Origin of the sequence: Actinophytocola sp. (genome assembly GCF_049647105.1) — a bacterium.
Lineage (GTDB): Bacteria > Actinomycetota > Actinomycetes > Mycobacteriales > Pseudonocardiaceae > Actinophytocola.
In genome coordinates, this window is the sequence record NZ_JBARWZ010000090.1 from 14,313 (window position 1) to 35,923 (window position 21,611).

Sequence of the window (21,611 nt, forward strand, 5' to 3'; positions counted from 1 at the left end):
CGGGTTCTGTGCGGCCTGTGCTCAGCTGGTAACGCGGAACCACCGGTAGCCGTACGCTTCGAGGGTGAGCTTCTCGTTCGGGTCGTGATCGTCGGCGCCGAGGAGGTCCACGAGCCTGGCGCAGTCCAGGGACAGCGTCAGGCTCGCCTTCCGGCTGCCGAGGTTGTGCACGGCGACGACGGTGCTGCCGTCCCACTCGCAGCTGTGCGCGAGGATCGGGCCCTCCGCGTGCAGCACGGTCAGCGTGCCCCAGCCGAACTCTGGGCACTCCCTGCGTCGCCGGATCAGGCGTTCCATCCAGTTCAGCAGGGAATCCGGGTCGCGGCGCTGATCGGCCACGTTCGCCGAGAGGTCCTCGGGCAGCGGGCGGCACAGGCGCGCGCCATCGGGTGCCTTCGAGAAGCCCGCGTGCGGCTCCGCCGACCACTGCATCGGGGAGCGCGCGCTCAGCCTGCCCTCGATCTCGAGGTTCTCGGACATGCCGATCTCCTCGCCGTAGAACAGGGTCGGGGTGCCCGGCATCGAGAACATCAGCGAGTAGACGAGCCGGACGCGGTTCTCGTCGTGATCCAGCATCGACGGCAGGCGGCGGCGCAGACCCCTTCCGTAGACCTGCATCGACTCCTCCGGCCCGAACACGGCGAACACCTCGTCGCGTTCCTTTTTGGACAGTTGGTCGAGGGACAGCTCGTCGTGGTTGCGCACGAAGTTCGCCCACTGGCACTCGGTCGGGATGTCCGGCATCGACGACAGGGTCTTGGCCAGCGGCGCGACGTCCTTACGGGCCAGCGCCAGGTACATGGCCTGGTTGAGCGGGAAGTTGAACATCATGTTGAGCTCGTCGCCCGAGGTGCCGAAGAACTCGGTCGCCTTGTCGTACGGGAGGTTGACCTCACCGAGCAGCACGGCCTCACCCCGCCGCCTGGTCAGGAACGCGCTCAGCTCCCGCAGCAGCGAGTGCGGGTCCTTGTGCTCACCCTCCGGTCCGCTGACCTCCTCGAGCAGGAACGGCACGGCGTCGATCCGGTAACCGACCACACCGAGCGCGAGCCAGAACCCGCCGATCTTCGCGATCTCGTCGCGCACCGCGGGGTTCGCGGTGTTGAGGTCGGGTTGCTCGGAGTAGAACCGGTGGAAGTACCAGCGCTCCGCCTCCTCGTCCCACGCCCAGTTCGACCGCTCCTCACCGGGGAAGACGAGCTGCTCCTCACCCTTCGGCTTCTCGTCGGCCCAGACGTAGTAGTCGTGGAACGGCGCGTCCTTGCCCTTGCGCGCGGACTGGAACCACTTGTGCTGGTGCGAGGTGTGGTTGACGACGAGGTCGACGATCACCCGGAGGCCCCGGTCCTGGGCGGTGCGCAGCATCTCTGTGAAGTCGCCAAGGGTGCCCATCTTCTCGGCGACGGAGAAGAAGTCGCTGATGTCGTAGCCGTCGTCGCGCTCCGGCGACGGGTAGCAGGGCATCAGCCACAGGCAGGTCACGCCGAGGCCTGCGAGGTAGTCGATGCGCTCGGTGAGTCCGACGAAGTCGCCGCAGCCGTCGGCGTTGGTGTCGAAGAACGTCTGCACGTCGAGGCAGTAGATGACGGCGTTCTTCCACCACAGGTCGCTGGTGGCGGTTCGCTTGCCGGTCATGCGCGCACCGCAGGGAGGACGTGCTCGCCGAAGCAGTCGAGGAACGCGCGCTGCTCCTGGCCGACGTGGTGCAGGTAGATCTCGTCGAAGCCGAGCTCGATGGCCTCGTGGAGCCACCCGGCGAAACGCTTGGGGTCATGGGAGATCAGGACGCCCCCGTGCATGTCCTCCGGCCGCACGTGCTTCGCGGCCAGGTCGAACTCCTCCGGGGTGGCGATGTCCCAGCACAGCGGCGCCTCGAACACGTTGGTGCGCCACTGTTCGTGCGCGATCCGCAGGGCCTCTTCCTCGTCCGGCGCCCAGCTGACGTGCACCTGCAGGGCGAGCGGTTTCCCCTCGCCGCCGTTGCCCCGGAACCCGTCGATGAGCTTGCGCAAGGTGTCCTCGGGCTGCCAGATCGTGATCAGGCCTTCCGCCCACTCCCCCGCCAACCGCGCGGTGGCCTCGCTGACGGCGGTCGCGAGCAGCCGGGGCGGCCGCTCCGGGAGCGTCCACAGGCGAGCCCGGTCGACGTGCACGTGGCCGTGATGGGTGACCTCGTCGCCTGCGAGTAGCGCGCGGATGACGTCGACGCACTCGCGAAGGCGGGCGTTGCGGGCCTGCTTGTCCGGCCACCGTTCCCCGGTGATGTGCTCGTTGGAGAACTCCCCGGTGCCGAGCGCGACGGACAGCCTGCCAGGGAACATCTCGGCCAGCGTCGCCATGGCCTGCGCGACGATCGCGGGGTGGTAGCGCTGCCCCGGTGCGTTGACGACGCCGAACGGAAGGGCCGTCGTGGCCATCGCGGCGCCGAGCCAGGAGAACGCGAAACCCGACTCTCCCTGCCGCACGCTCCACGGCGAGAAATGGTCGGACGACCAGACGGCCTCGAATCCCACGTCCTCCGCGTACCGGACGTCCTCGAGAAGCCTGCTCGGGGAGATCTGCTCGTGCGAGGCGTGCCAACCGACTACGGCCATCAGTGCCCTTTCACTCGCCAACGGGGTCGGCTGGGGGCATTCCCCCGGTGGCCGGGCCGAAACCTCGGCGCGAAGCAACCGATTCGGTGACCGGTGCCGTCTGTCGGCCATGACCATCACCAGCAGAACAGGCAGAAGACGGTTGGCGGCGCTCGGTTTGGTCGTCGTGGTCGCCGCGTGTGGCGCCGAACCCGAGGCCGAGCAGCCGCCGCCACCGCCACCATCGCCGCTGCCGGTCGCCCGGCAGGTGTCCACGGACATGGCGGGGCTGGTGTCGGCCATCGACGCGTTCGGCCTCGACCTGCTCAACGCGCCAGCACTCGCGGGCAAGACCAACCTCGTGGTGTCCCCCACGAGCGCTGCCATCGCACTGCGGATGGCAGGCGCGGGCGCGGCGGGAGAGACCTTGGCGCAGATGCGGAAGGTCCTGCACCTGTCCGGCGGAGCGCAACCCGGGTTGCCCGCCTTCGACCAGACGGACCTGAAGGTGTCCAACACGGCGTGGGTCCAGGAGGGCATGGCACTCAAGCCCGCGTACCGCGACACGTTGCGCGACCGGTTCGACACGCCCCTGGGCGAGGCCGACTTCACCGCCGACGCGGACGGTGCCCGCGAGCGGATCAACCAGACCGTCGCCGACCAGACCTCGGGCAAGATCACCGACCTGTTCCCGCCCGGCTCGATCGACCATGACAGCAGGCTGGTGCTGACCAACGCGGTCCACCTCAAGGCGCCGTGGGCGCAGGAGTTTCCCGCCGAGAAGACCGTGGACGCACCCTTCACCCGTGGCGACGGCTCGACGGTGACCGTGCCGATGATGCACAACGACCCGGCCCAGGAGGTCATGCTGGGGTATGCGGAAGGTCCCGGCTACCAGGTGGTGACGCTGCCCTACCGTGGCGGCAAGCTGGCGTTCACCGTGATCGTGCCCGCCACCGCCGATGCCTTGCGCGACAAGGAAATCGCCGGTCTGCTCGGGGAGGTGCGGACCGCGCCCGTGACACTCGCCATGCCGCGGTTCACCACCCGGTCGACCCTGGACCTCACCGACACGCTGATCGCCGCCGGGATGCCGGACGCGTTCTCCGATGGCGCCGACTTCAGCGGCGTCACCGACGAGGCCGCGCTTTACCTCGATTCGGTGCGGCACAACACGTTCGTGCAGGTCGACGAGAAGGGCGCCGAGGCGGCCGCCGCGACCGGTATCGACGAACAGGCCATCTCCGGGTGGGGGCACATGGTCACCGTCGACCGGCCCTTCCTCTTCGTCATCACCGACACGACGACCGGCGCGCCCCTGCTCCTCGGCAGGATCGCCGACCCCACCGTCTGACCCGAAGCGGGCTGAGAAGAGCCTCAGGGACGCCGCACCCGTGTCGCCGGTTCGTGCCAGAGTGGGGATGGGAACGTCACCGGGACGAGGGGGAACCATGACCGGCACCACGGCGCCCGTGCGCTTGGACGAGGACTTCATCCAGGACCCGTACTCGTTGTACCGGCGGCTGCGGGCGCGGTCGCCGGTACGCTCGCTCCCCGTGCGGCCGCGCTGAACGCGGACGACTTCATGTCCGTGCCCGATCGACCTGAGATTGTCTGCATCTGCGGCTCCACCCGGTTCGTGGACGAGATGCGTGCGGCGAACCGTGATCTGACCTTCGCAGGTGTCATCGTCGTCGCGCCAGGCGAAGCCGACGAGTTGATCACCAACGAGCAGAGGACCGCGCTGGGCGCCCTCCACCTGCGCAAGATCGACCTGGCTGACCGGGTTCTGGTCGTCAACCCAGGCGGGTATATCGGCGAGTCCACGAGCAGGGAGATCGCCTACGCCCACGCCACCGGCAAGCCGATCTCGTTCACCGATCCCGTCTGACCCGCCGACGGCAAGGGGCGGGCGCTCACGCTCGACGAGGACCGCGGTAGTCCGCCGAGTTCACCGAACCGCCCACTTTGTCCCAATTGGGTGATATAGAGTGATCGCGTGGATTGGCTGACGAGTCCGGAACTGTGGGTCGCCTTCGGCACGCTGCTGCTGCTCGAGGTCGTGCTCGGCATCGACAACATCGTGTTCATCTCGATCCTCGCCGGGCGGTTGCCCGAGCACCAGCAACAGCGGGCCAGGGTCGTCGGCCTGTCGCTCGCGCTGATCACGCGGCTGGCGCTGCTCGCGTCGCTGTCGTGGGTGATCGGGCTGACCGCGCCGCTGTTCACGATGTTCGGCCAGGAGATCTCCGGCCGGGACCTGATCCTGTTGCTCGGCGGGCTGTTCCTGCTCGGCAAGGCCACCTACGAGATCCACGAGCAGCTCGAGGGCGCCGACCACGGCACCGAGCGCAAGGCCGCCTCGTTCGCGGGGGTCATCGCCCAGATCCTGGTGCTCGACATCGTGTTCTCGCTCGACTCGGTGATCACCGCGGTGGGCATGGTCGAGGAGCTGGCGATCATGGTCGCGGCGGTCGTCGTCGCCATGGTGATCATGTTGTTCTCCGCGAAGCCGATCAGCGAGTTCGTCAACAACCACCCCACGGTGAAGATGCTCGCGCTGTCCTTCCTCCTCCTGATCGGCGGCAGCCTGATCGCGGAAGGGTTCGACCAGCACATCCCGAAGGGCTACGTCTATGGTCCGATCGCGTTCTCGATCTTCGTCGAGTTCCTGAACCTCCGGGTCAGGGCCAAGCGGACGAAGCAACCGGTCCACTTGCACCCCACATACGTCAAAAAGGACTGATCGGGCGCGGCATTCGGCCCCCGGTGTGGACCCGTGCGGCGCATTGACCGTGGGTCAATTTCCACCATTCTCGTAGTAGCGAAAATCTCGCACTCGAGGAGGCTTCCGTGCCCCACTTCCCCCTGCGGAGACCCAACCACCGGCTGAGAGGTCAGGCGAGACCCTGGCTGGCCGTCGCGACGGCCGTCGGGTTGTTCGCCGCGCTCAGCCCGTCCCACCAACCCCAGGACATCACCCCCGCGACCATCGCACCAGAGCTCGTCGCCGAGGTCCAGGCGGCCGCAGAAGGTGAGCCAGTACAGGCGCTCGTGATGCTGCCGAACGCCGAGCTGTCCGGCGACCGCGACGCGGTCCTCGCGACACTGCGCGACCACGCCGCCGACACCCAGGCGGAGGTCACCGCCGCCATCGGTGAGACCGCGACAGTGGTGAACCGCTTCTGGCTCACCAACATGCTGCTGGTCGAGTTCCCCGCCGACACCGGAACCCTCAACTCGCTCGCCGCCGTGCCCGGCGTCGCGCGCCTCATCCCGAACTTCGAGCTCACCGCTCCGGAACCGGCCCCGAGCACCGCGGACCTCACCCCCGCCGCCGAGCTCACCTGGGGCCTGCAGAAGATCGAGGCCGCCCGGGTCTGGCAGGAGCTGGGTGTCGACGGCAGCGGCGTTCGCGTCGCCACGCTCGACACCGGCGTGGACATCTCGCACCCCGATCTCGCGGGCAAGATGGTCACCGACGACGCGAGCGACCCCAACCACCCCGGCGGCTGGATGGAGTTCAACTCCACCGGCGGTCTCGTCACCTCGGCGCCACACGACTCCGCCTACCACGGCACCCACGTGTCCGGCACGATCCACGGCGGCGAGACCTCCGGCACCGCGATCGGCGTCGCACCCGGCGCCGAGTTGATGCACGGCCTCGTGATCCCCGGCGGCAGCGGCTCGTTCGCACAGGTCGCCGCGGGCATGCAGTGGGCCGTCGCGCCGACCGACGCGGCGGGCAACCCGGCCGGGCGGCCCGCCGACGTGGTGAGCATGTCGCTGGGCGGCAACGGTTTCCACCAGGAGATGATCCAGCCGACGCGGGCCATCCGCGCGCTCGGCTCGTTCCCGGCCTTCGCCATCGGCAACAACTGCGGCACGATCGGCACGGCCAGCCCCGGCAACGTCCTCGAGGCCGTCGCCGTCGGTGCCACCGACACCACCGACAACGTCGCGTCGTTCTCCTGCGGCGGTGTCGTGCGTAAGAACCAGTGGTCCGACCCGCCAGCCGACTGGCCGGAGAGCTGGGTGAAGCCGGACATCTCCGCGCCTGGCGTCGACGTGTACTCGGCCTCGCCCGGTGGCGGCTACCGGACTCTGTCCGGCACCTCGATGGCCACCCCGCACACCGCGGGCACCGTCGCGCTGATGCTGTCCGCGGCCGGCGGCCTGCCGGTGACGGAGGTGCTGGACGTGCTGGCGGACACGGCGTTCTGGGACGACCGGTACGCCGCCGCCCCGCCGGACACCCGGTTCGGCCGGGGCCGGATCAACGCCTACGAGGCGGTGCGGTTCGTCGCGCTGGACTCCGGCGTGCAGGGCACGGTCACCGATGCCGCGACGGGTGCGCCCGTCTCCGGCGCGACCGCGACGATCGAACCGGGCGGCCGCGGCGTGACCACCGGTGCGGACGGCACGTTCGGTGCCCGGCTCGAGCCGGGTGACTACACCGTCACCACCGGGGCGTTCGGCTACGAGACGGCCACGGCGCAGGTCACGGTCGTCGCGGACTCCTTCGCCACGGTCGATGTCGGCCTCACCGCGCTCCCGAGCGGACAGGTCACCGGCAAGGCCACGCTCGACGTGTCCGGCACCGGGCTGCCCGGTGTCGCGGTGAAGGTGCTCGGCGTGCCCGCCGACCTGACGGCGACGTCCGGCGCGGACGGCACCTACACGATCACCGGCGTGCCAGCGGGCACCTACCGGGTCGCGGCGACGCACCCGGTGTTCCGCGCGCCCGCCGAGACCGAGGTGACGGTGACCGAGGGTCAGGCGGCCACGGCGGACTTCACGTTCGGGGCACCGCCCAGGTCGGTGGCCATCGTGGACAGCTCCGCCACCCGCGCGGGCGAGTACCGCGACGTGGTGTTCGCCCCACGCGGCATCGAGACCGCCATCTACAACTGGGACCAGCTCGACCAGGCCGCGCGGCACGCCACCGTGGTCCTCGGCTACGGCACGCTCACCTCGAACTACAACCAGGCGAGATTCCAGGCCTTCCTGGACGCCACCGACGCGAGTGGCGCCGGTGTGATCTTCACCGACCACGCCTACACCACCGGCAACGGCATCCGGCAGCTGTCCGTCCACACCGGACAGCCGGCGGCGACCGGCTCCAACACCGGCGGCAGCGGTTCAGCGGAGGCGTACTACGAGGTCACCGAGGAACACCCGCTGCTCGCGGGTTACGCGGTCGGCGACCGGATCCCGATCGACACCAGCACCAACCCCAAGTGGGCGGCGTGGTTCACCGGTTACGAGGGTGAGGGCAGGCAGACCATCGCAGGCTTCGGGCGCACCGCGGACGGCGTGCTCGGCGGCGGCATCGGCGTCGACCAGCGGGCCACCAACCGGCACGTGCTGCTGTCGCTGCACGGTGTGTCGGCGTCCCGGGGCCCGGCGGACTGGACACCCGAGGCGACCGAGCTGTTCATGAACTCGATCGCGTGGGCCTCCCCCGCACCCGACCCGAACCAGCCGTACTACGCGCTCTCCGATCTGCGCGTGTCGCCCGGCGTGGTGAAGGCGAGCGAGAACGTCACGGTGACGGCTCAGGTCAAGAACGTCGGCAAGACCGCGGGCACGTACAACGCGGAGCTGAAAGTCGGCGGCGCGGTCGAGGCGAGTACCCCGGTGCAGCTCTCGGCCGGGCAGTCGAAGACCGTCACGTGGACCGTCGACCCCGACACGCTCGGCACGTTCGCGGTGCAGGTCGAGTACCTGACCGGCTCGTTCCGGGTGCGCGCACCCCGCGTCGACCTCGTCGCGTCCACAGTGGACGCACCGGGGGCCGCCGCGGTCGGCGCGCTCGGCGGGGCGACCGTGGAGCTGGTCACCGGCGGCCAGGTCCGTCCGCTCGGGACGACCGACGCGGCGGGCAAGCTGTCGTTCGAGATCCCGGCCCCGGTCGGCCGGTACACCCTCGTGGTGCGCAAGCCGACGCAGGCGGATGGCGGCGACGCCTATCTGCTGCACCGGGAGATCACCGTGATCGACGACGAGACGATCTCGTTCGCGCCGCGCGTGCTCGCGAGCGGCGCCAGGGCGTCGGTCGGCGAGGACTTCGCGGTGCGGGCGAACATCGAGCTGGCTGCCGCAGACGCGCGGCACACCGGCTCGGTGTTCCTGCGCCCGTCCGGCACCGCGCCGCAGGGTTACCGCTACGAGCCGGGCACTCTGGTGGCGACACTGGACCGGTACGAGGCGGTCACCGTGCACTCGGTGCAGCACCTCGAACAGGACTGGTTCCTGCCGAGCACGGTGGTCGGCGGGCTCGACTGGATCGACCCGTACGACGTGTCGTTCGCCTTCGGCGGCCCGGCCGAGGTCTCGGTCGGTGACGTCGTGGCCGGCGCGGACGGTCAGGCCACCGTGGACTGGTCGGTGACCGACGCGCACGGCGTGCCGTTCGCGACGATCATGGCCTCCGACGTGCGGCCGTTCCTGGCGCTGCCGGAGCGGGCCGCGCTCGAGGACGTCGAGGGCCTGGTCCGGGCCGCGGTGCCGAACGAGCTCAAGCCCGTACTGCGGTTGTTCGCACCCGACGGCACCCCGGTGCGGGCGGGCGCGGTCAACTGGAACGCGCGGCCGTTCACGTTCACGCTCGCGCCGGGCACCCCGGACGGGGCGTACCGGCTGGCGCTGGACGTGGACACCGGCGGCTACTCCGGTGACCTCACCGGGGAGGCGACCCTGCGGGTCGGGCCGGAGCCGGTGGCCGAGGTGGCCGTGACGGACACGCGGGGCACGTTCGTGCCGGGTGCGCACACCCAGTACGACGTCAGCGCGGTCAACGGCGGCACCGCGGACACCGGGCCGATGTCGTGGACGGTGCGGATCGCCGCCGACCACGCACTGGCGCCCAAGGACGTGGTCCTGCGCCTGCGGGTCGGCAGCACGTGGCAGCGGGTGGCGCTCACCCGTGACGGCGACGCGCTGACCGGCACCGTGGTCGCGGACGCGGCCCTCGCCGCCGGGTCGGCGGAGACGTGGCGGATGTCGCTGCTGCTCCGCACGACCGGGAGCTACGACGTCACCGACACGTTCACCGGCACCGGTGTCTCCGTCACCAACGCCGACGAACTGCTGGTGGCGGAACCGGTAGGCGTCCGGTAGAGCAACGTCCGGTCCCCCGGCCGCTCCGCCGGGGGACCGGACCTCCCTCAGCCCGGCCCGGCCGGCTCCGCGCGGAGCCGGCCGGCGTCGGGCAGACCGAGCCCGTCGTAGATCGCGACCGCGCGGTCGAGGTGGTGGCGCGCGGAGTCCCCGCTTCCCGTGCGGGCCAGTCCACGGTGTGCGCGGGCCTCCTGTTCCAGGGCGCCCGTCCGGGTGGCCAGTGTCAGTGCCTCGGCATGGTTCGCCCGCGCGGCGGCCGCGTTGCCCGCCGCGTGGTGCGCCTCGCCGAGCCCGTTCCGCGACCACGTCTCGCCGTCGCGGTCGCCGTGCCGGTGGAACAGATCCAGCGCCAGCTGGTGGTGGCGGACCGCGTCGGCCGGCCTGCCAAGGAGGGTCTCCGCCCGGCCGACGCCGTCGACCGCCCACGCCTCGCTGTCCCGGTGCCCGAGCACCCCGAACAGGTCGGCCGCCTCGGTGTGCAGGTCCACGGCGTCGGCGAACCGGCCCTCCTCGGCCGCGATCTCCCCCAGTCCGACCATCGACCACGCCTCACCGAAGCGGTGCCCGGCGCGGCGGTGCAGGTCGAGCGCGTGCCGCAGGTGTTCCCGACCCGCATCGACGTCGCCGACCCGCGCCTCCGTGGTGCCCAGCCGGGTCAGCACGTGCGCCTGGACGTACACGTCCCCTGCCTCCTCGCACCTGGCCACCGCTCTGGCGAAGACGCGGCCCGCGACCCGGTACCGGCCCGCGCGCTCCTCGACCATGCCGACGTTGCACAGCGCCCGCGCCTGGCCGAGCAGGTCCCCGAGCTCGCCGAACAACTCGAACGCCGCCCACATGTCCGCCATCGCGGCCTCGCTCCGGCCCGCCTGCAGGTGTGCCCCGCCGAGCGCGTTGAGCGCGTTGGCCTCGGCGGCGCGGTCGCCGGTCGCCCTGGCGGCCGCCCTGCCGTGCCCGTGGATCGCCAGTGCCACCGTGTCGTGGATGCCGTCGAGGTGGCGGAACAGCAACGCGGACAGGACGACGGCGTGCTCCGGCCTGCCGTGCGCCGCCGCGCCCGCGGCCAGCACCTCCAGGGTCGGCAGCTCGGCGTCCAGCCAGTCCCGCGCGTCGTCGGTGCCCGCCAGCTCCGGCACCGGGCCTGCCGCGGTGCCGACCCTCGGCCTGCGGTGCGCCTCGCCGGGGTAGAGCAGGTCCATCGCGGCCGCGACGGTGGCGAGGTAGTAGCCGTAGACCCGGTCGAGTGCCGCGTGGGCGTCACCCGCCTCCCCGCTCTCCGCCGCGTACGCCTTGAGCAGGTCGTGCATGCCGTACCGGTCCGAGCCGGCCGGCTGGACCAGGTGCGCGCGGACCAGGGAGTCCAGCACGGTCCTCGCACGGTCGAGCGGGCAGTCGGCGAGCGCGGCGAGCACGTAGGCGTCGAACGTCGGCGCGGGGTGGCGGCCGAGCGCGGTGAACGCGCGGGTGGCGTCGGCGCTCAGCTGCCGCAACGACCAGGAGAACACCGACCGCACCGCGGCCCGCTGGTCGTCGCCGCCGCTGAGCAGGTCCAGGGTGCGCTGGTCCGCGCGGAGCTCGTCGACCAGCCGGGACAACGGCGTGGCGGGCCGGGACACGGCCAGCTCGGCCGCCAGGCGCAGGGTGAGCGGCAGCCGCACGCACCGGTCGGCCAGCGCGGCCGCCGCCTCCGGCTCGGCATCCACCCGCTCCCCGGCCAGCCTGCGCAGCAGTGCGACGGCGTCCGCGCCGGGCAGCTGGCCGACGGCGACGCGGTGCGCGCCGTGCAGTGCCACGAGCCCGCCGAGCGAGTCGCGGCTGGTCACCACCACGACACAGGTGGGCGTGCCAGGCAGCAGCGGGCGGACCTGGTCGACGGTGGCCGCGTTGTCGAGCACGACGAGCATCCGCCTGCCGGTGACCTCCGTGCGGAAGCGGGCCGCGCGTTCGGCCTCCCCGAGCGGGATCTCCGTGCCAGACGGCAGCAGGGCGGTCAGGAACGCGGCCAGCGCGTCCTCGGGCGGCACCGGCTGCTCCGGGTCGTACCCGCGCAGGTCCAGGTACAGCTGCCCGTCGGGGAAGCGGTCGCGGACCCGGTGGCCCCAGTGCACCGCGGTCGCCGTCTTGCCCGCCCCGGCCGTGCCGGTCAGGCAGACGACCACGGGTTCGCGGCCCGCGGCGGAGGCGACCCGCGCCAGCTCGTCCAGCTCGCCCGCCCGTCCGGTGAACGCGGTCACGTCGGCGGGCAGTTGGGCGGGCACGGGCGGGGGTGGCCGCGCGGGTGACGGAAGGTCGTGGCGCAGCACCGCCTCGTGCATCGAGGACAGCGCGGGACCGGGGTCGGCGCCCAGCTCGTCCCGCAGCGCCCTGCGGATCCGGTCATAGCAGGCGAGGGCGTCGGCACCGCGGCCAACGGTGTACAGCGCGCGGACCAGCGTCGCGGCGACCGTCTCGTCCAGCGGGTGCTCGTCGGCCACGTCGGTCAGCCGGGTGATCGTCGCGGCCGCGTCGCCAGCGTCGATCTCGGCCGCCGCCCACGCCACGACCGCCGACACGTGCTCCTGGCGCAGTGTGCGGCGGATGCGCTCGACCCAGTCGCCGCGCAGCCCGGCGAGCGGCTCGCCGTCCCAGAGGTCGAGGCCGGCCCGCAGTGCCACGCGGTCGGCGCCCTCGTGCAGTGTGCTGCGGAAGCGGAACACGTCGACCTGGTCGGGCCGGATGTCCAGCCGGTAGCCACCCGCGTCGCGCGTCAGCCGCGCACCGCCCGGTTCGGCGTCCTCCAGCACCCGGCGGATGCGGGCGATGTGGGCCTGCAGCGACCGGCGGGCCTGCCGAGGCGGGAACTCGCCCCAGACCCGGTCCACGAGCGTGTCGATGGCGACGGTGTGCCCGGGTTCGAGCAGCAGTACCGCGAGCACCGCCTGCTGGCGCGGCTCGCCGACCGTGCTGGTGTGCCCGGCAGCATGCAGCCGCACCGGACCCAGGATGCGAAACTCCACGTCAGGCCCCCTGCCGGTGGACGCGACCGTTTCGTCCGTTCCTCGACGAGTGCATCGTAGAACCCGGTGTTCAGCCGTCACAACACGTCCACAACATTCCCACTGCACGCGGCGTGCACTATCAGCTCGCACAGAGGCACCCAGCATGCCCCTGAGCCGCGGGGCCCGCACCTTCCTTCCTGCGGGCCCCGCTACCACCACAGTGGACAGACCGGTTCCCGGCGGGGTCACGCGCGGGTCAGCAACTCCTCCAGTGCCACGGCGGTTTCCGGGTGGATGCCGACCAGCGCCACGCCCAGCGAACCGGCGCCGCCCGCCTCCCAGGTTCCTTCGCAGCCCAGCAGGTTCGCCACCGCGTCGCAGGTCGCGGGGTGGGCGGCCAGCAGCGGGACGCCGCGACCACGCGGCCGTGGTGTCCCGCTGGGAGCGGGTTCCCCGGCCAGCCACGGCGGCACCCACTCGTCCAGCGCAGGGAGCCTGCCGGGGAAGATCCGGCCCGCCTCGCGGATGAGCAGCGGGGCGAGGTCGGCGCCACCGGCCTTCAGCGTGGTGATCAGCGTCGGCAGCCACGGCAGCAGCACCGGGTCCGGCAGCCTGCCGAACGCGTTCGACACCGCCTCCACCACGAAGTCGGCAAGGCCGGGCGCCGGTTCCAGCGCGTGCACGAACCCGCTCAGGTAACGCGGGTACGCGGGCAGCACCAGCGGGTTGTCCAGCAGCTCGTCGCACCGGGTGCGCAGCTCCGCGCGCGACAGCTGCCCCAGCTGCACCTGCGCCGCCCACATCAGCGCCACCTTCGCCGGTTCGACCGGATGCGACTGCGCGAACGCCAGCTCCAGCTGGGTCCGGTCGCAGCCAAGCGACAGCGCGAGACCTTCCATGCTGAACAGGAAGCCCAGCATCGCCGCCACCTGGTCGACGCTCGCGTCCTCGTCGGTGAACGCCGTCGGCAGCAGGGTGCAGTAGTGCGCGTAGCCGGTCTTGACGAACGACTCGATCCACGACGGCAGCACGGGCTCGCTGGTCCGGTAGAACGCGAGCAGCCGCCGCACGCGGCGCAGCACGTCCGGCGCGCCGTCGACGCTGCGTTCGGTCGCCAGCACCTCCAGCGCACGCGTGCCCAGCTCACCCGCGAGCCGGTGGCTGCGCAGGTACAGCGTCGCGTCCTCGACGGACTTCAGCACGGCCGCCGTGGTCGCCCGGTGGCCGAACGCGGTGCGCCGCAGGCGCTGCTCCAGCACCTGCTCGATGCTGACGCCCTCGTAGCCCAATTCGATGAGCGCTCGCTGGTGGGTGCCGAGCGCCAGGTCCCACGACTCCTGGATCGGCCGTTCGCCGAGCCGCCGCTCCCCCATGATCGGCCGCGCCGCGCCGTGCGGCATCAGGTACCGCAGCATCCACAGCAGGTCGGAGCACGACTCCAGGGCGGGGTTCGACACGATGTCGAGCAACGCCCGCCGCACCCCGCGCTGGGCCAGGTTGAGCTCCAGCGGCGCGAGCCGGTCGTGCACGTCGCGGGCCAGCGGCGGCAGCGCGTCGTAGCCGACCTGGCCGATCCGGTCGCCACCCATCATGATCTCGACGATGCGGCGCACGTCCCGGCGGCCAGGCACGGTGTCCTTCTCGATGCACGTGACCGCGGCGTCCTGGAAGTCGTACGGCGTCGGCTTGGCCCGGTCCCGCATGCCCGCCAACAGGATCGACGTCTCGAACACCGCGATGGCATCGGCGGTCGAGGACAGGTAGCCGTTGCGGCGCGCGGCGCGCACGACCTCCACCGACCAGCCGAGCAGCTCGGCCTCGTCGAGGCTGTCGAGCACGGGCGGCCGCCGCAGGAAGCCAGTCAGGTGGTCCGACGGGACGAGTTCTGGCGCGGGCGCGGGGAGCGCGGCGGCTTTCTTCTTCTTGGTGCCACCGGCCTGACCGGCGAGCCGGAAGGGCGTCACCTTGGTGCGCTTGAGGTTCTTCGCCCACTCCGTCGCCGCGATCGACACCGATCCGGCGGCCAGGCCGAACTGGGCCTCGATCGCCGCGTGGCTGGACGGGATGAGGCCGTGCTGCCACTTGCTCGCCGTGCGCGGGCTGATCTCGAACGTGCCGGTGCCGTGCACACCGAACTCGGCGACCCGGCTCGACGCGTGGAACGCGCCGCACACGTAGAGGCAGTCGGCGGCGTCGGTGCCGGTGGTGGCCAGGTGCTCGCGCATCCGCGTCCACATGTACCGCTCGCGGTCCTCGTCCACCCGCACCCGGTGCGGGTCCCCTGGCGCGAGGCGCCGGAACAGGCTGCCGATCAACAGCATCACCTGCCGGTAGGTGTCGTGGTCGCTGTCGCCGAGTGGCAGCTCGACGTACTGGTGCCACCACTCCGACCAGTGCCGCACCTTGCCGTGGCGCAGCAGGTGCTCCTCCAGCTCGGCGAACCTCGGCCGCAGGTCGCCGATCTCCACGCCGACCGCGTCGCCGTGCAGCGCGGCCTCCTCCTCGGGCGGGACCGCGTCCGGTTCGGCGGGCGGTTCCTGCGGCCTGTCCCACTGGAAGACGTGGTCGGAGGACCGGTCGACGAGGACCAGCTCCACGCCGGGCGTGTCCAGCGCGTAGGAGATCACCTGGTACTCGGCCGACGCCTCGGTGATCGGCGCGACCACCGACAGCGGCGCCCACTCGGCGGGGAAGCCGTCGACCTCGGTCGCGAACGCCTGCACCGCCACGGGGAGCCTGCAGTTGCGCAGCTCCGTCAGCAGCGGGGCCATGTCCTCGCACAGCTCCAGGTAGACCACCTTCGGCTGCTTCTCCCGCAGCCGCCGGGCCATCGCGATGGCCGACGCGGGCGAATGGTGGCAGACCGGGAAGATCTCGAGGGGCTCGGCCACGGCACGGTCGACGTCGTCGACGATGCCGAGCAGGATCCCCTCCAGTGCACCGGGTCCGTCGGCGAAGGCCGCCGCGGCGGCGGAGAGCTGCGAGCGCAGCGCCTCGAACTCACTCATGACGACCCCTCGCCCGCCCCGCCCGACGCTCTCCACATGGCAACGAACGATCCGCCCATCTCGCTCCCGGAATTCGTGCGAAAGCTCCTTGAACCCGTACGAAAGTCCCATTCATGCGCGGGGGCGCGGGTGTGTGCCCTGCCCGCCCCGCAAGCTCCGGTCACGACAGGGTGGCGATCGTGTCGCGGCCACCCTCGAGGAACTCCGGCCAGTCGCCGCCCTCGTCGTTGCTGCGCGGCTCGATGACGCCGTGCAGGTACTTGTTCATGATCGCGAGGTCCTCCGGTGCGCGCCGGGCCAGCGACCCGACGAGCGAGGACGCGAGGGCGCGGGCGGTCAACGCCTGCTGCCCGAAGAAGTTGCTGTGCAGGATCGCATCCTCCAGCACGCCGATCTGCTCCGCGGTGGACAGCGCGGACTCCAGCTTCTCGTCGTCGCTGCCCGCGGCGGCCGAGGACGCACGCAGGTCGGCGAAGCTGCGCAGCAGCACGTCCAGCAGGGTCGGCGGCACGTCCAGCTCGATCTGGTGGCGGCGCAGCAGTTCCTCGGTACGGAAGCGGACGATCTCCGCCTCGCTCTTCTTGTTCGTCACCACCGGGATACGCACGAAGTTGAAGCGGCGCTTCAGTGCGGAGGACAGGTCGTTGACGCCCCGGTCGCGGCTGTTGGCGGTGGCGATGATCGAGAAGCCGGGCTTGGCGAAGACGATGTTGTCGCTGTCGAGCTCCGGCACCGAGATGTACTTCTCCGACAGGATCGAGATCAGCGCGTCCTGCACGTCACTGGTGGAGCGGGTCAGCTCCTCGAAGCGGCCGATGGAGCCCTGCCCCATCGCGGTCATGATCGGCGACGGGATCATCGACTCCCGCGACTGCCCCTTCGCGATCACCATCGACACGTTCCACGAGTACTTGATGTGGTCCTCGGTGGTGCCCGCCGTGCCCTGCACGACGAGCGTCGAGTTCCGGGAGATCGCGGCGGCCAGCAGTTCGGCCAGCCAGCTCTTGCCGGTGCCGGGGTCACCGATCAGCAGCAGGCCGCGGTCCGACGCGAGCGTGACGATGGCCCGCTCGACGATGCTCCGGTCGCCGAACCACTTCTGTGAGATCTCGCGGTCGAGCCCGTCCGCGCGCTCGGCGCCGAGGACGAACAGGCGGACCATCTTCGGGGAAAGGCGCCAGGCGAACGGCTTGGGGCCGTCGTCGACCGACTCCAGCCAGTCCAGCTCCTCGGCGTACTTGAGCTCGGCGGGGGCGCGCAACAGGTCGGACATTCAGCAGGGCCTTTCTCGGGGTCAGGAGGTCAGGAAGGTCTTGAGCTCGTGGACGAGCTTGGTGATGTGGCCGGAGATCACCGGTGTGCCGAGGTCCTTGAAGCGTTCCCGGAACCACGGGTTGACGCTGCCTCGGCCGCCGCTGGTGACCGAGCCGACCGGGATGAACTTCGCGCCGGAGCGGTGGATCGCCGCCATCGCCTCGAACAGCTGCTCGACCCTGGTCTCGTAGAAGTCCGAGATCCACACCACCACGGTGTTGCGTGGTTCGGCGATCTTCGGCTGGGTCAGCCCCATGGCGACCATGCCGTCGTTGCCGCCGCCGAGGTTGGTGCGCAGCAACGTCTCGAACGGGTCGTGGACCCACGGCGTCAGGTCAAGCGCCTGGGTGTCGTAGGCGATCAGATGGACATCCACCTTCGGCAGCCCCGCGAAGATCGACGCGAGGATCGCGCAGTTGACCATCGAGTCGACCATCGACCCCGACTGGTCGACGACCGCGATCAGCCGCTGTGGCGTTGTCTTGCGTGCGGTCTGCCGGTAGTACAGGCGGTCGACGTAGAGCCGTTCGTCCTCCGGGCTCCAGTTGACGAGGTTCTTCCAGATCGTGCGGTCGAGGTCGAGGTTGCGGAACACCCGCTTGGGCGGCACCGAGCGGTCCACCGCGCCGACCGTCGCCTTCTCCACCTGGGTGCGCAGCACCGCGGCGACCTCGTCGACGAACCGGCGGATCAGGGACTTGGCGTTGGCCAGCGCCACCCCGGAGAGATTGTCCTTGTCACGCAGCAACTGCTCGATCAGCGACATGCTCGGCGTCAGCTGTGCGGCCAGCGCGGGGTTGGCGAGAACCTCGCGCAGCCGCATCCGCTTGACGAGGTCGGCCTCGAGGTCACCCAGTTCCGGGCCGATCCCAGGAACCAGCGTGCTGAGGTCCGGTGTCGGTGCGCCTCCACTCGCCCCCCGACCGGACCGGCCGCGCAGGTCCCCCGGCTGACAGCCGAGCGCGCGCTCCAGCCAGCCCGCGTCGGACTGCCACTGGGACAGCTGCCCGGCGGTGACGTTGCCGGAGCCGGTGGCGAAGACGTTGAGCAGGACTTTCGACGCCAGTGCAGCGCGCCGCACCTCGGCGGCACCATCCCGTTCCGTGCCGGGGCCGGGGACCATGAGGCCGTCCAACTCGGCGGCCAGGTCCGGGTGGCGCTGCACGATCGCGTCGACGGACGCGTGCGGGTCCAGCAGCGCGGGCGGCAGGCCGATGTCGTCGACGACGGCGAGGCTCGCGGACTCCAGCGTCGCCTGCTCCTCGTGGTCGAAGAGCCGCGCGAGCAGCCGCCAGTACAGGACCTGGCGACGGTTGTCGTGGGAAGTCATTTGCGCAGCAACCTCCCCGCCCGCTCACGCAGCACCGTCACCGCGTCGGTGGCGGCCTTCTCCGCCTTGACCCCCAGCTTGTCGGCCGTGCCACCGGCCCACGCCCCCGCGTGCACCGCGACCGCCTTCTTCTTGACGACGGTCTCGACGGCGAGCGGCTGGACGACGAAGGTCCCGTCGTCCCAGCGGAGCAGGCCGATGCAGGCGGCCGACGCGGCGACCGCCTCGGGGGTCAGCGGCCCGGCGGCCGGGATGCGGTCGGTGTCGACGGGCAGCCGGTGCCCTGCGACGGTGAACGTGTCCTCGTCCGCGGTGTAGCCATCCAGCAGGACCGGCACGGCGATCCGGGCGGGATGGCGGTCGAGCGGCGCGATCGGCGCTGTGGTGGCGGTGGGCAGTGCCACGCGTGCGGTGACGAAGGGGTCGGCCGGTTCGCCGGTCCTGGCGTGCTCGTCGGCCCAGATCAGGTCGCCCTCCTCGGTGATCGGCATGGCGTCGAGCGTCATCGAGCGGCCCTCGCTGACGGCCGCGAGCAACGACATGTGCGGCCGCAGCAGCTGCCAGATGCCCGCGCCAAGCACGGTGTCCGGCTTCGGCACGGACACGCTGGCCCGCACGAGGCGGGGCGCGCCGCCGTCCGCCGGTTCGAACACCGCGTGTACCTGCGCCTGCGCCGCGGTCGCGTGCTCGTGCAGATCCACGCCGAGCGGGAGGAGCCGGCCGGTGGCCGTGCCCCGTGGGACCGCGCCGCCCAGCGTCAGGATCATCGCTCGTGACCACAGGTCGCCCCAGCGACGTGCGGGGACGCGGTCGAGCGCCGCACCGGGACAGGACGCGGCCAGTTCGGCGGCGAACCCGTCGATGAGCGCGGCGAGGCGGCGCAGCGCCGGGTCGGGCAGCATCGCGGAGACGACCTGCGCCGACCCCGACACCAGGTCGTGGTCGATGCCGCGCCACCCGGCGCGCACGAGGTCGGACAGCCAGGAACGGGCGGCGGCAAGGAGGTTCGGCGACTGGCCTACTTGTGCCGCCGGGGTGAGCTCGTCGCTGTGGGGCCGCCCGGTGGCCTCCGCGACACGCGTCATCAACGCGTCGTGGACGGACCCGAGCAGCGCGGTGCGGGCGGCGGCGATGGCGACGAAGTGGTCCTCGCTCGCGGCCCCCGCCGCGACCTTCTCGACCGCTTCGGCGACCCGGTCCGCCAGCGGGGTACCGGCGACGGCGTCCGCGAGTTCGGTCAGCGCCGTGGCCTGGGCGGGTTGCGGACGCAGCAGTCCGCCGACGAGTGCCTGGTCAGTGGCATCGACCGCCGCCATGGCCTCGTCGAGCCCCGCGATGGTCTCGTCGAGCAGGTCGGCCCGCATCACACCACCGCCCTGGTCGGCGGGAACCACTGCATCTCGGGCAGCGGCACGGTGGTCGGCGCCAGCTCAAGATAGGCGAGGTGGCGCAGGAACTGGCTGAACACGGTCGCCGCCGCGCCGCTGTCGCCCTGAGTGGGCCGCCCTCGGCTCATCTCCCCGGCGATGTCCTGTCCGGTGAGCTCCTCGGGCTCCACCTTCAGGTAGCGCGCGACCCGCGCGGCGCCGTACTGAAGCACCGCCTCGTTGATCATGGCCAGGATGTGGTTGCAGAACATGCCCCGCGCACCGCCACACGGCCGGTTGTTGTTGGTGCTGCAGGCGAACGTGTAACTACCCGCCTCGACCGAGGAGACATAGACCCGCCCGATGTCCGAGCCGCTCGACACCACGCCCTGCAGGCGCCCGTCGGCCAGCTCGACGAACGGGACCTTCGCGAGCTTGCGTGGGCGCGCGGGCGGTAACACCCGCGCCGTGCTGGACTTCTCCCAATCGGACAACGCACCATCTCCCTCGTGCCACCCTGGCTGCCGCGCTGCTGCGCGAAGCTCGGCGGAAACGTATCGGCGACCACCGACAATTTTGATCACGTCGACCGAAGTCGCTGCTCACGACCTTCAGCGGGCGGCCTGCTCCAGCTCCGACAGCTCGCCTTCGACCTCGGTCAGCTCGGCCGCGGTCCGCGCCGACTCCACGTCACGCAGCAGCAGCACGTACCGTTCGGCGAGGTCGGCCTGGCGGCGCGCGGCCCGCGCGTTCGCCGGCCGCACCGGGTGCAGGACGGTGTCCGCGAGTCGGTTGAGCCGCGTGCCGATCTCCTCGGTCCTGGTCCGCGACGCGGCCGCCCTGGTCCGCCTGCCACCCGCGAACGCGCCCGCCGCGCGCAGCAGCACGAACAGCGCGACCGTGCCCGCGAGGATGCCGCCGAGCGCGAGAGCGACCTGCCGCGCCTGCAGCGCGTCCGGGGTGGGCGGCGGCGGCACGACCACGCCACGACGTGGCACCCCGTTCGGGCTGTCCCGCATCGTGTACTGGTCGAAGGTGTAGACGTACTCCTCGACCTCGGCGAACCGGTCGGTGTCGGTGACCCGGAAGTGGGTGCCGAGGTTGACCCCGCCGACCACCCCCGACACGTAGTCCTCCTGGTCGACCGGGTTGGCCGGGTTGGCGAACTCCGGGCCGACGCAGTACTCCGCGTCGTACTCGCCGTCGTCGTCGAACGCGTAGAGGATGACGACGGACGTGGCGACCAGGCCGGCGATCTCGGCGCACCGCTCGGCACGCGGGTCGGTCCGGTAGGTCGTGTCGTCGACGAGCGGCCTGGCGAGCAGCACCAGCACGATGGCCCGGTCCCCGATCAGCTCGCGGGAGCGCCGCGCGTCGACGATGCCCGGGCCGCCCGGCTCCTCGTACACCGACGTCGTGCGCAGCCCCTCGACGACCTTCCGCGCCTGCGCGGACACCGGCGGGGGTGGCGAGGACGCACCGAACACGAGGAAGCAGGCCACCACACCGAGCGCCACCGCGCCGTACAGCCAGCGCGGGACGCCCAGCCACCGCTTGTCCCGCGCGCTCATCGGGCCTTCTTCCAGACCACGCGTGACCCGGTCTCCCGGCGGGCCGCCCTGGCCTTCTTCCGTCCCGTCTTGCGCGGCTTGCGCTCGACCCGGTCCGCCGGCTCGGGTTCCGGTTCGGTCAGCAGCGCGAGGCCCTCCTCGGCGACCTGGCGGACCGCCACCATCGCCACCGAGGTGTACGCCTGGTCGTAGAGCAGGCGGGCGGTGGCGTGCCGCTCGGCCACGACCGGCTCGGCTGGATCGCCTGCCTCCTCGGCGGACAGCACGCGGGCGCCGAGGTCGCCGATGGCCGCCATCGCCGACGCGCTCTCCGCCCGCAACGCCCGCTCCTCCTCGACGGCGGCGGCC

Annotated in this window: 14 protein-coding genes; 4 read left to right on the plus strand and 10 right to left on the minus strand. The window is 71.6% G+C overall.

Annotated features, from left to right (window positions below):
* Positions 1-21 precede the first annotated feature (21 nt).
* The gene (locus WBA97_RS11025; protein WP_424230645.1) at positions 22-1,635 is read right to left on the minus strand and encodes an alpha-amylase family protein; all 1,614 of its coding nucleotides are present in this window, start codon (positions 1,633-1,635) and stop codon (positions 22-24) included.
* Complete coding sequence (locus WBA97_RS11030; protein ID WP_424230646.1) at positions 1,632-2,594, minus strand: TIGR03885 family FMN-dependent LLM class oxidoreductase; 963 nt, start codon at positions 2,592-2,594, stop codon at positions 1,632-1,634. Before WBA97_RS11030 ends, WBA97_RS11025 begins: the two co-directional genes overlap by 4 nt.
* Positions 2,595-2,703: 109 nt before the next feature.
* On the opposite strand from WBA97_RS11030, the gene WBA97_RS11035 reads away from it, so the two are divergent.
* The 4 genes from WBA97_RS11035 (at position 2,704) to WBA97_RS11050 (ending at position 9,695) form a co-directional block, all read left to right on the plus strand.
* A complete protein-coding gene (locus tag WBA97_RS11035; RefSeq protein WP_424230647.1) occupies positions 2,704-3,927 on the plus strand; it encodes a serpin family protein in 1,224 nt (407 codons plus the stop codon).
* A gap of 231 nt (positions 3,928-4,158) precedes the next feature.
* Entirely contained in the window at positions 4,159-4,464 is a 306-nt protein-coding gene (locus WBA97_RS11040) for a hypothetical protein (protein WP_424230648.1), read from the plus strand.
* Positions 4,465-4,572: 108 nt separating this feature from the next.
* The gene (locus tag WBA97_RS11045) at positions 4,573-5,319 is read left to right on the plus strand and encodes a TerC family protein (RefSeq protein WP_424230649.1); all 747 of its coding nucleotides are present in this window, start codon (positions 4,573-4,575) and stop codon (positions 5,317-5,319) included.
* Positions 5,320-5,426: 107 nt separating this feature from the next.
* Positions 5,427-9,695, plus strand: coding sequence for a S8 family serine peptidase (locus WBA97_RS11050; RefSeq protein WP_424230650.1), 4,269 nt, complete (start codon positions 5,427-5,429; stop codon positions 9,693-9,695).
* Between the two features lie 47 nt (positions 9,696-9,742).
* Here WBA97_RS11050 and WBA97_RS11055 read toward each other — a convergent pair whose 3' ends face one another.
* From WBA97_RS11055 to WBA97_RS11090, 8 genes are all read right to left on the minus strand, one after another.
* On the minus strand, positions 9,743-12,667 hold the full coding sequence (locus WBA97_RS11055; protein ID WP_424230651.1) for a BTAD domain-containing putative transcriptional regulator: 2,925 nt from the start codon (positions 12,665-12,667) through the stop codon (positions 9,743-9,745).
* 251 nt (positions 12,668-12,918) lie between these two features.
* On the minus strand, positions 12,919-15,681 hold the full coding sequence (locus tag WBA97_RS11060) for a DUF5682 family protein (protein ID WP_424230652.1): 2,763 nt from the start codon (positions 15,679-15,681) through the stop codon (positions 12,919-12,921).
* 160 nt (positions 15,682-15,841) lie between these two features.
* Positions 15,842-16,954 carry an AAA family ATPase gene (locus WBA97_RS11065; RefSeq protein WP_424230653.1) on the minus strand — a complete coding sequence of 371 codons (1,113 nt, stop codon included), beginning with the start codon at positions 16,952-16,954 and terminating at the stop codon, positions 15,842-15,844.
* A 21-nt stretch (positions 16,955-16,975) separates the two neighbouring features.
* Positions 16,976-18,325 (minus strand): VWA domain-containing protein, encoded by a 1,350-nt coding sequence (locus WBA97_RS11070; RefSeq protein ID WP_424230654.1) that lies wholly within the window; start codon positions 18,323-18,325, stop codon positions 16,976-16,978.
* On the minus strand, positions 18,322-19,689 hold the full coding sequence (locus WBA97_RS11075; protein ID WP_424230655.1) for a hypothetical protein: 1,368 nt from the start codon (positions 19,687-19,689) through the stop codon (positions 18,322-18,324). Before WBA97_RS11075 ends, WBA97_RS11070 begins: the two co-directional genes overlap by 4 nt.
* On the minus strand, positions 19,689-20,186 hold the full coding sequence (locus WBA97_RS11080) for a hypothetical protein (protein WP_424230656.1): 498 nt from the start codon (positions 20,184-20,186) through the stop codon (positions 19,689-19,691). Before WBA97_RS11080 ends, WBA97_RS11075 begins: the two co-directional genes overlap by 1 nt.
* Before the next feature lie 117 nt (positions 20,187-20,303).
* Entirely contained in the window at positions 20,304-21,263 is a 960-nt protein-coding gene (locus WBA97_RS11085) for a hypothetical protein (protein ID WP_424230657.1), read from the minus strand.
* On the minus strand, positions 21,260-21,611 hold a 352-nt coding region (locus tag WBA97_RS11090), incomplete at its 5' end, for a hypothetical protein (protein WP_424230658.1). The genes WBA97_RS11090 and WBA97_RS11085, both read right to left, overlap by 4 nt.

What these genes read in the sequence shown, in the direction of transcription:
- WBA97_RS11025 (WP_424230645.1), bottom strand. Translation starts at nt 1,635, where the DNA reads ATGACCGGCAAGCGAACCGCCACCAGCGACCTGTGGTGGAAGAACGCC.
- WBA97_RS11030 (WP_424230646.1), bottom strand. Translation starts at nt 2,594, where the DNA reads ATGGCCGTAGTCGGTTGGCACGCCTCGCACGAGCAGATCTCCCCGAGC.
- WBA97_RS11035 (WP_424230647.1), top strand. Translation starts at nt 2,704, where the DNA reads ATGACCATCACCAGCAGAACAGGCAGAAGACGGTTGGCGGCGCTCGGT.
- WBA97_RS11040 (WP_424230648.1), top strand. Translation starts at nt 4,159, where the DNA reads ATGTCCGTGCCCGATCGACCTGAGATTGTCTGCATCTGCGGCTCCACC.
- WBA97_RS11060 (WP_424230652.1), bottom strand. Translation starts at nt 15,681, where the DNA reads ATGAGTGAGTTCGAGGCGCTGCGCTCGCAGCTCTCCGCCGCCGCGGCG.
- WBA97_RS11065 (WP_424230653.1), bottom strand. Translation starts at nt 16,954, where the DNA reads ATGTCCGACCTGTTGCGCGCCCCCGCCGAGCTCAAGTACGCCGAGGAG.
- WBA97_RS11070 (WP_424230654.1), bottom strand. Translation starts at nt 18,325, where the DNA reads ATGACTTCCCACGACAACCGTCGCCAGGTCCTGTACTGGCGGCTGCTC.
- WBA97_RS11075 (WP_424230655.1), bottom strand. Translation starts at nt 19,689, where the DNA reads ATGCGGGCCGACCTGCTCGACGAGACCATCGCGGGGCTCGACGAGGCC.
- WBA97_RS11085 (WP_424230657.1), bottom strand. Translation starts at nt 21,263, where the DNA reads ATGAGCGCGCGGGACAAGCGGTGGCTGGGCGTCCCGCGCTGGCTGTAC.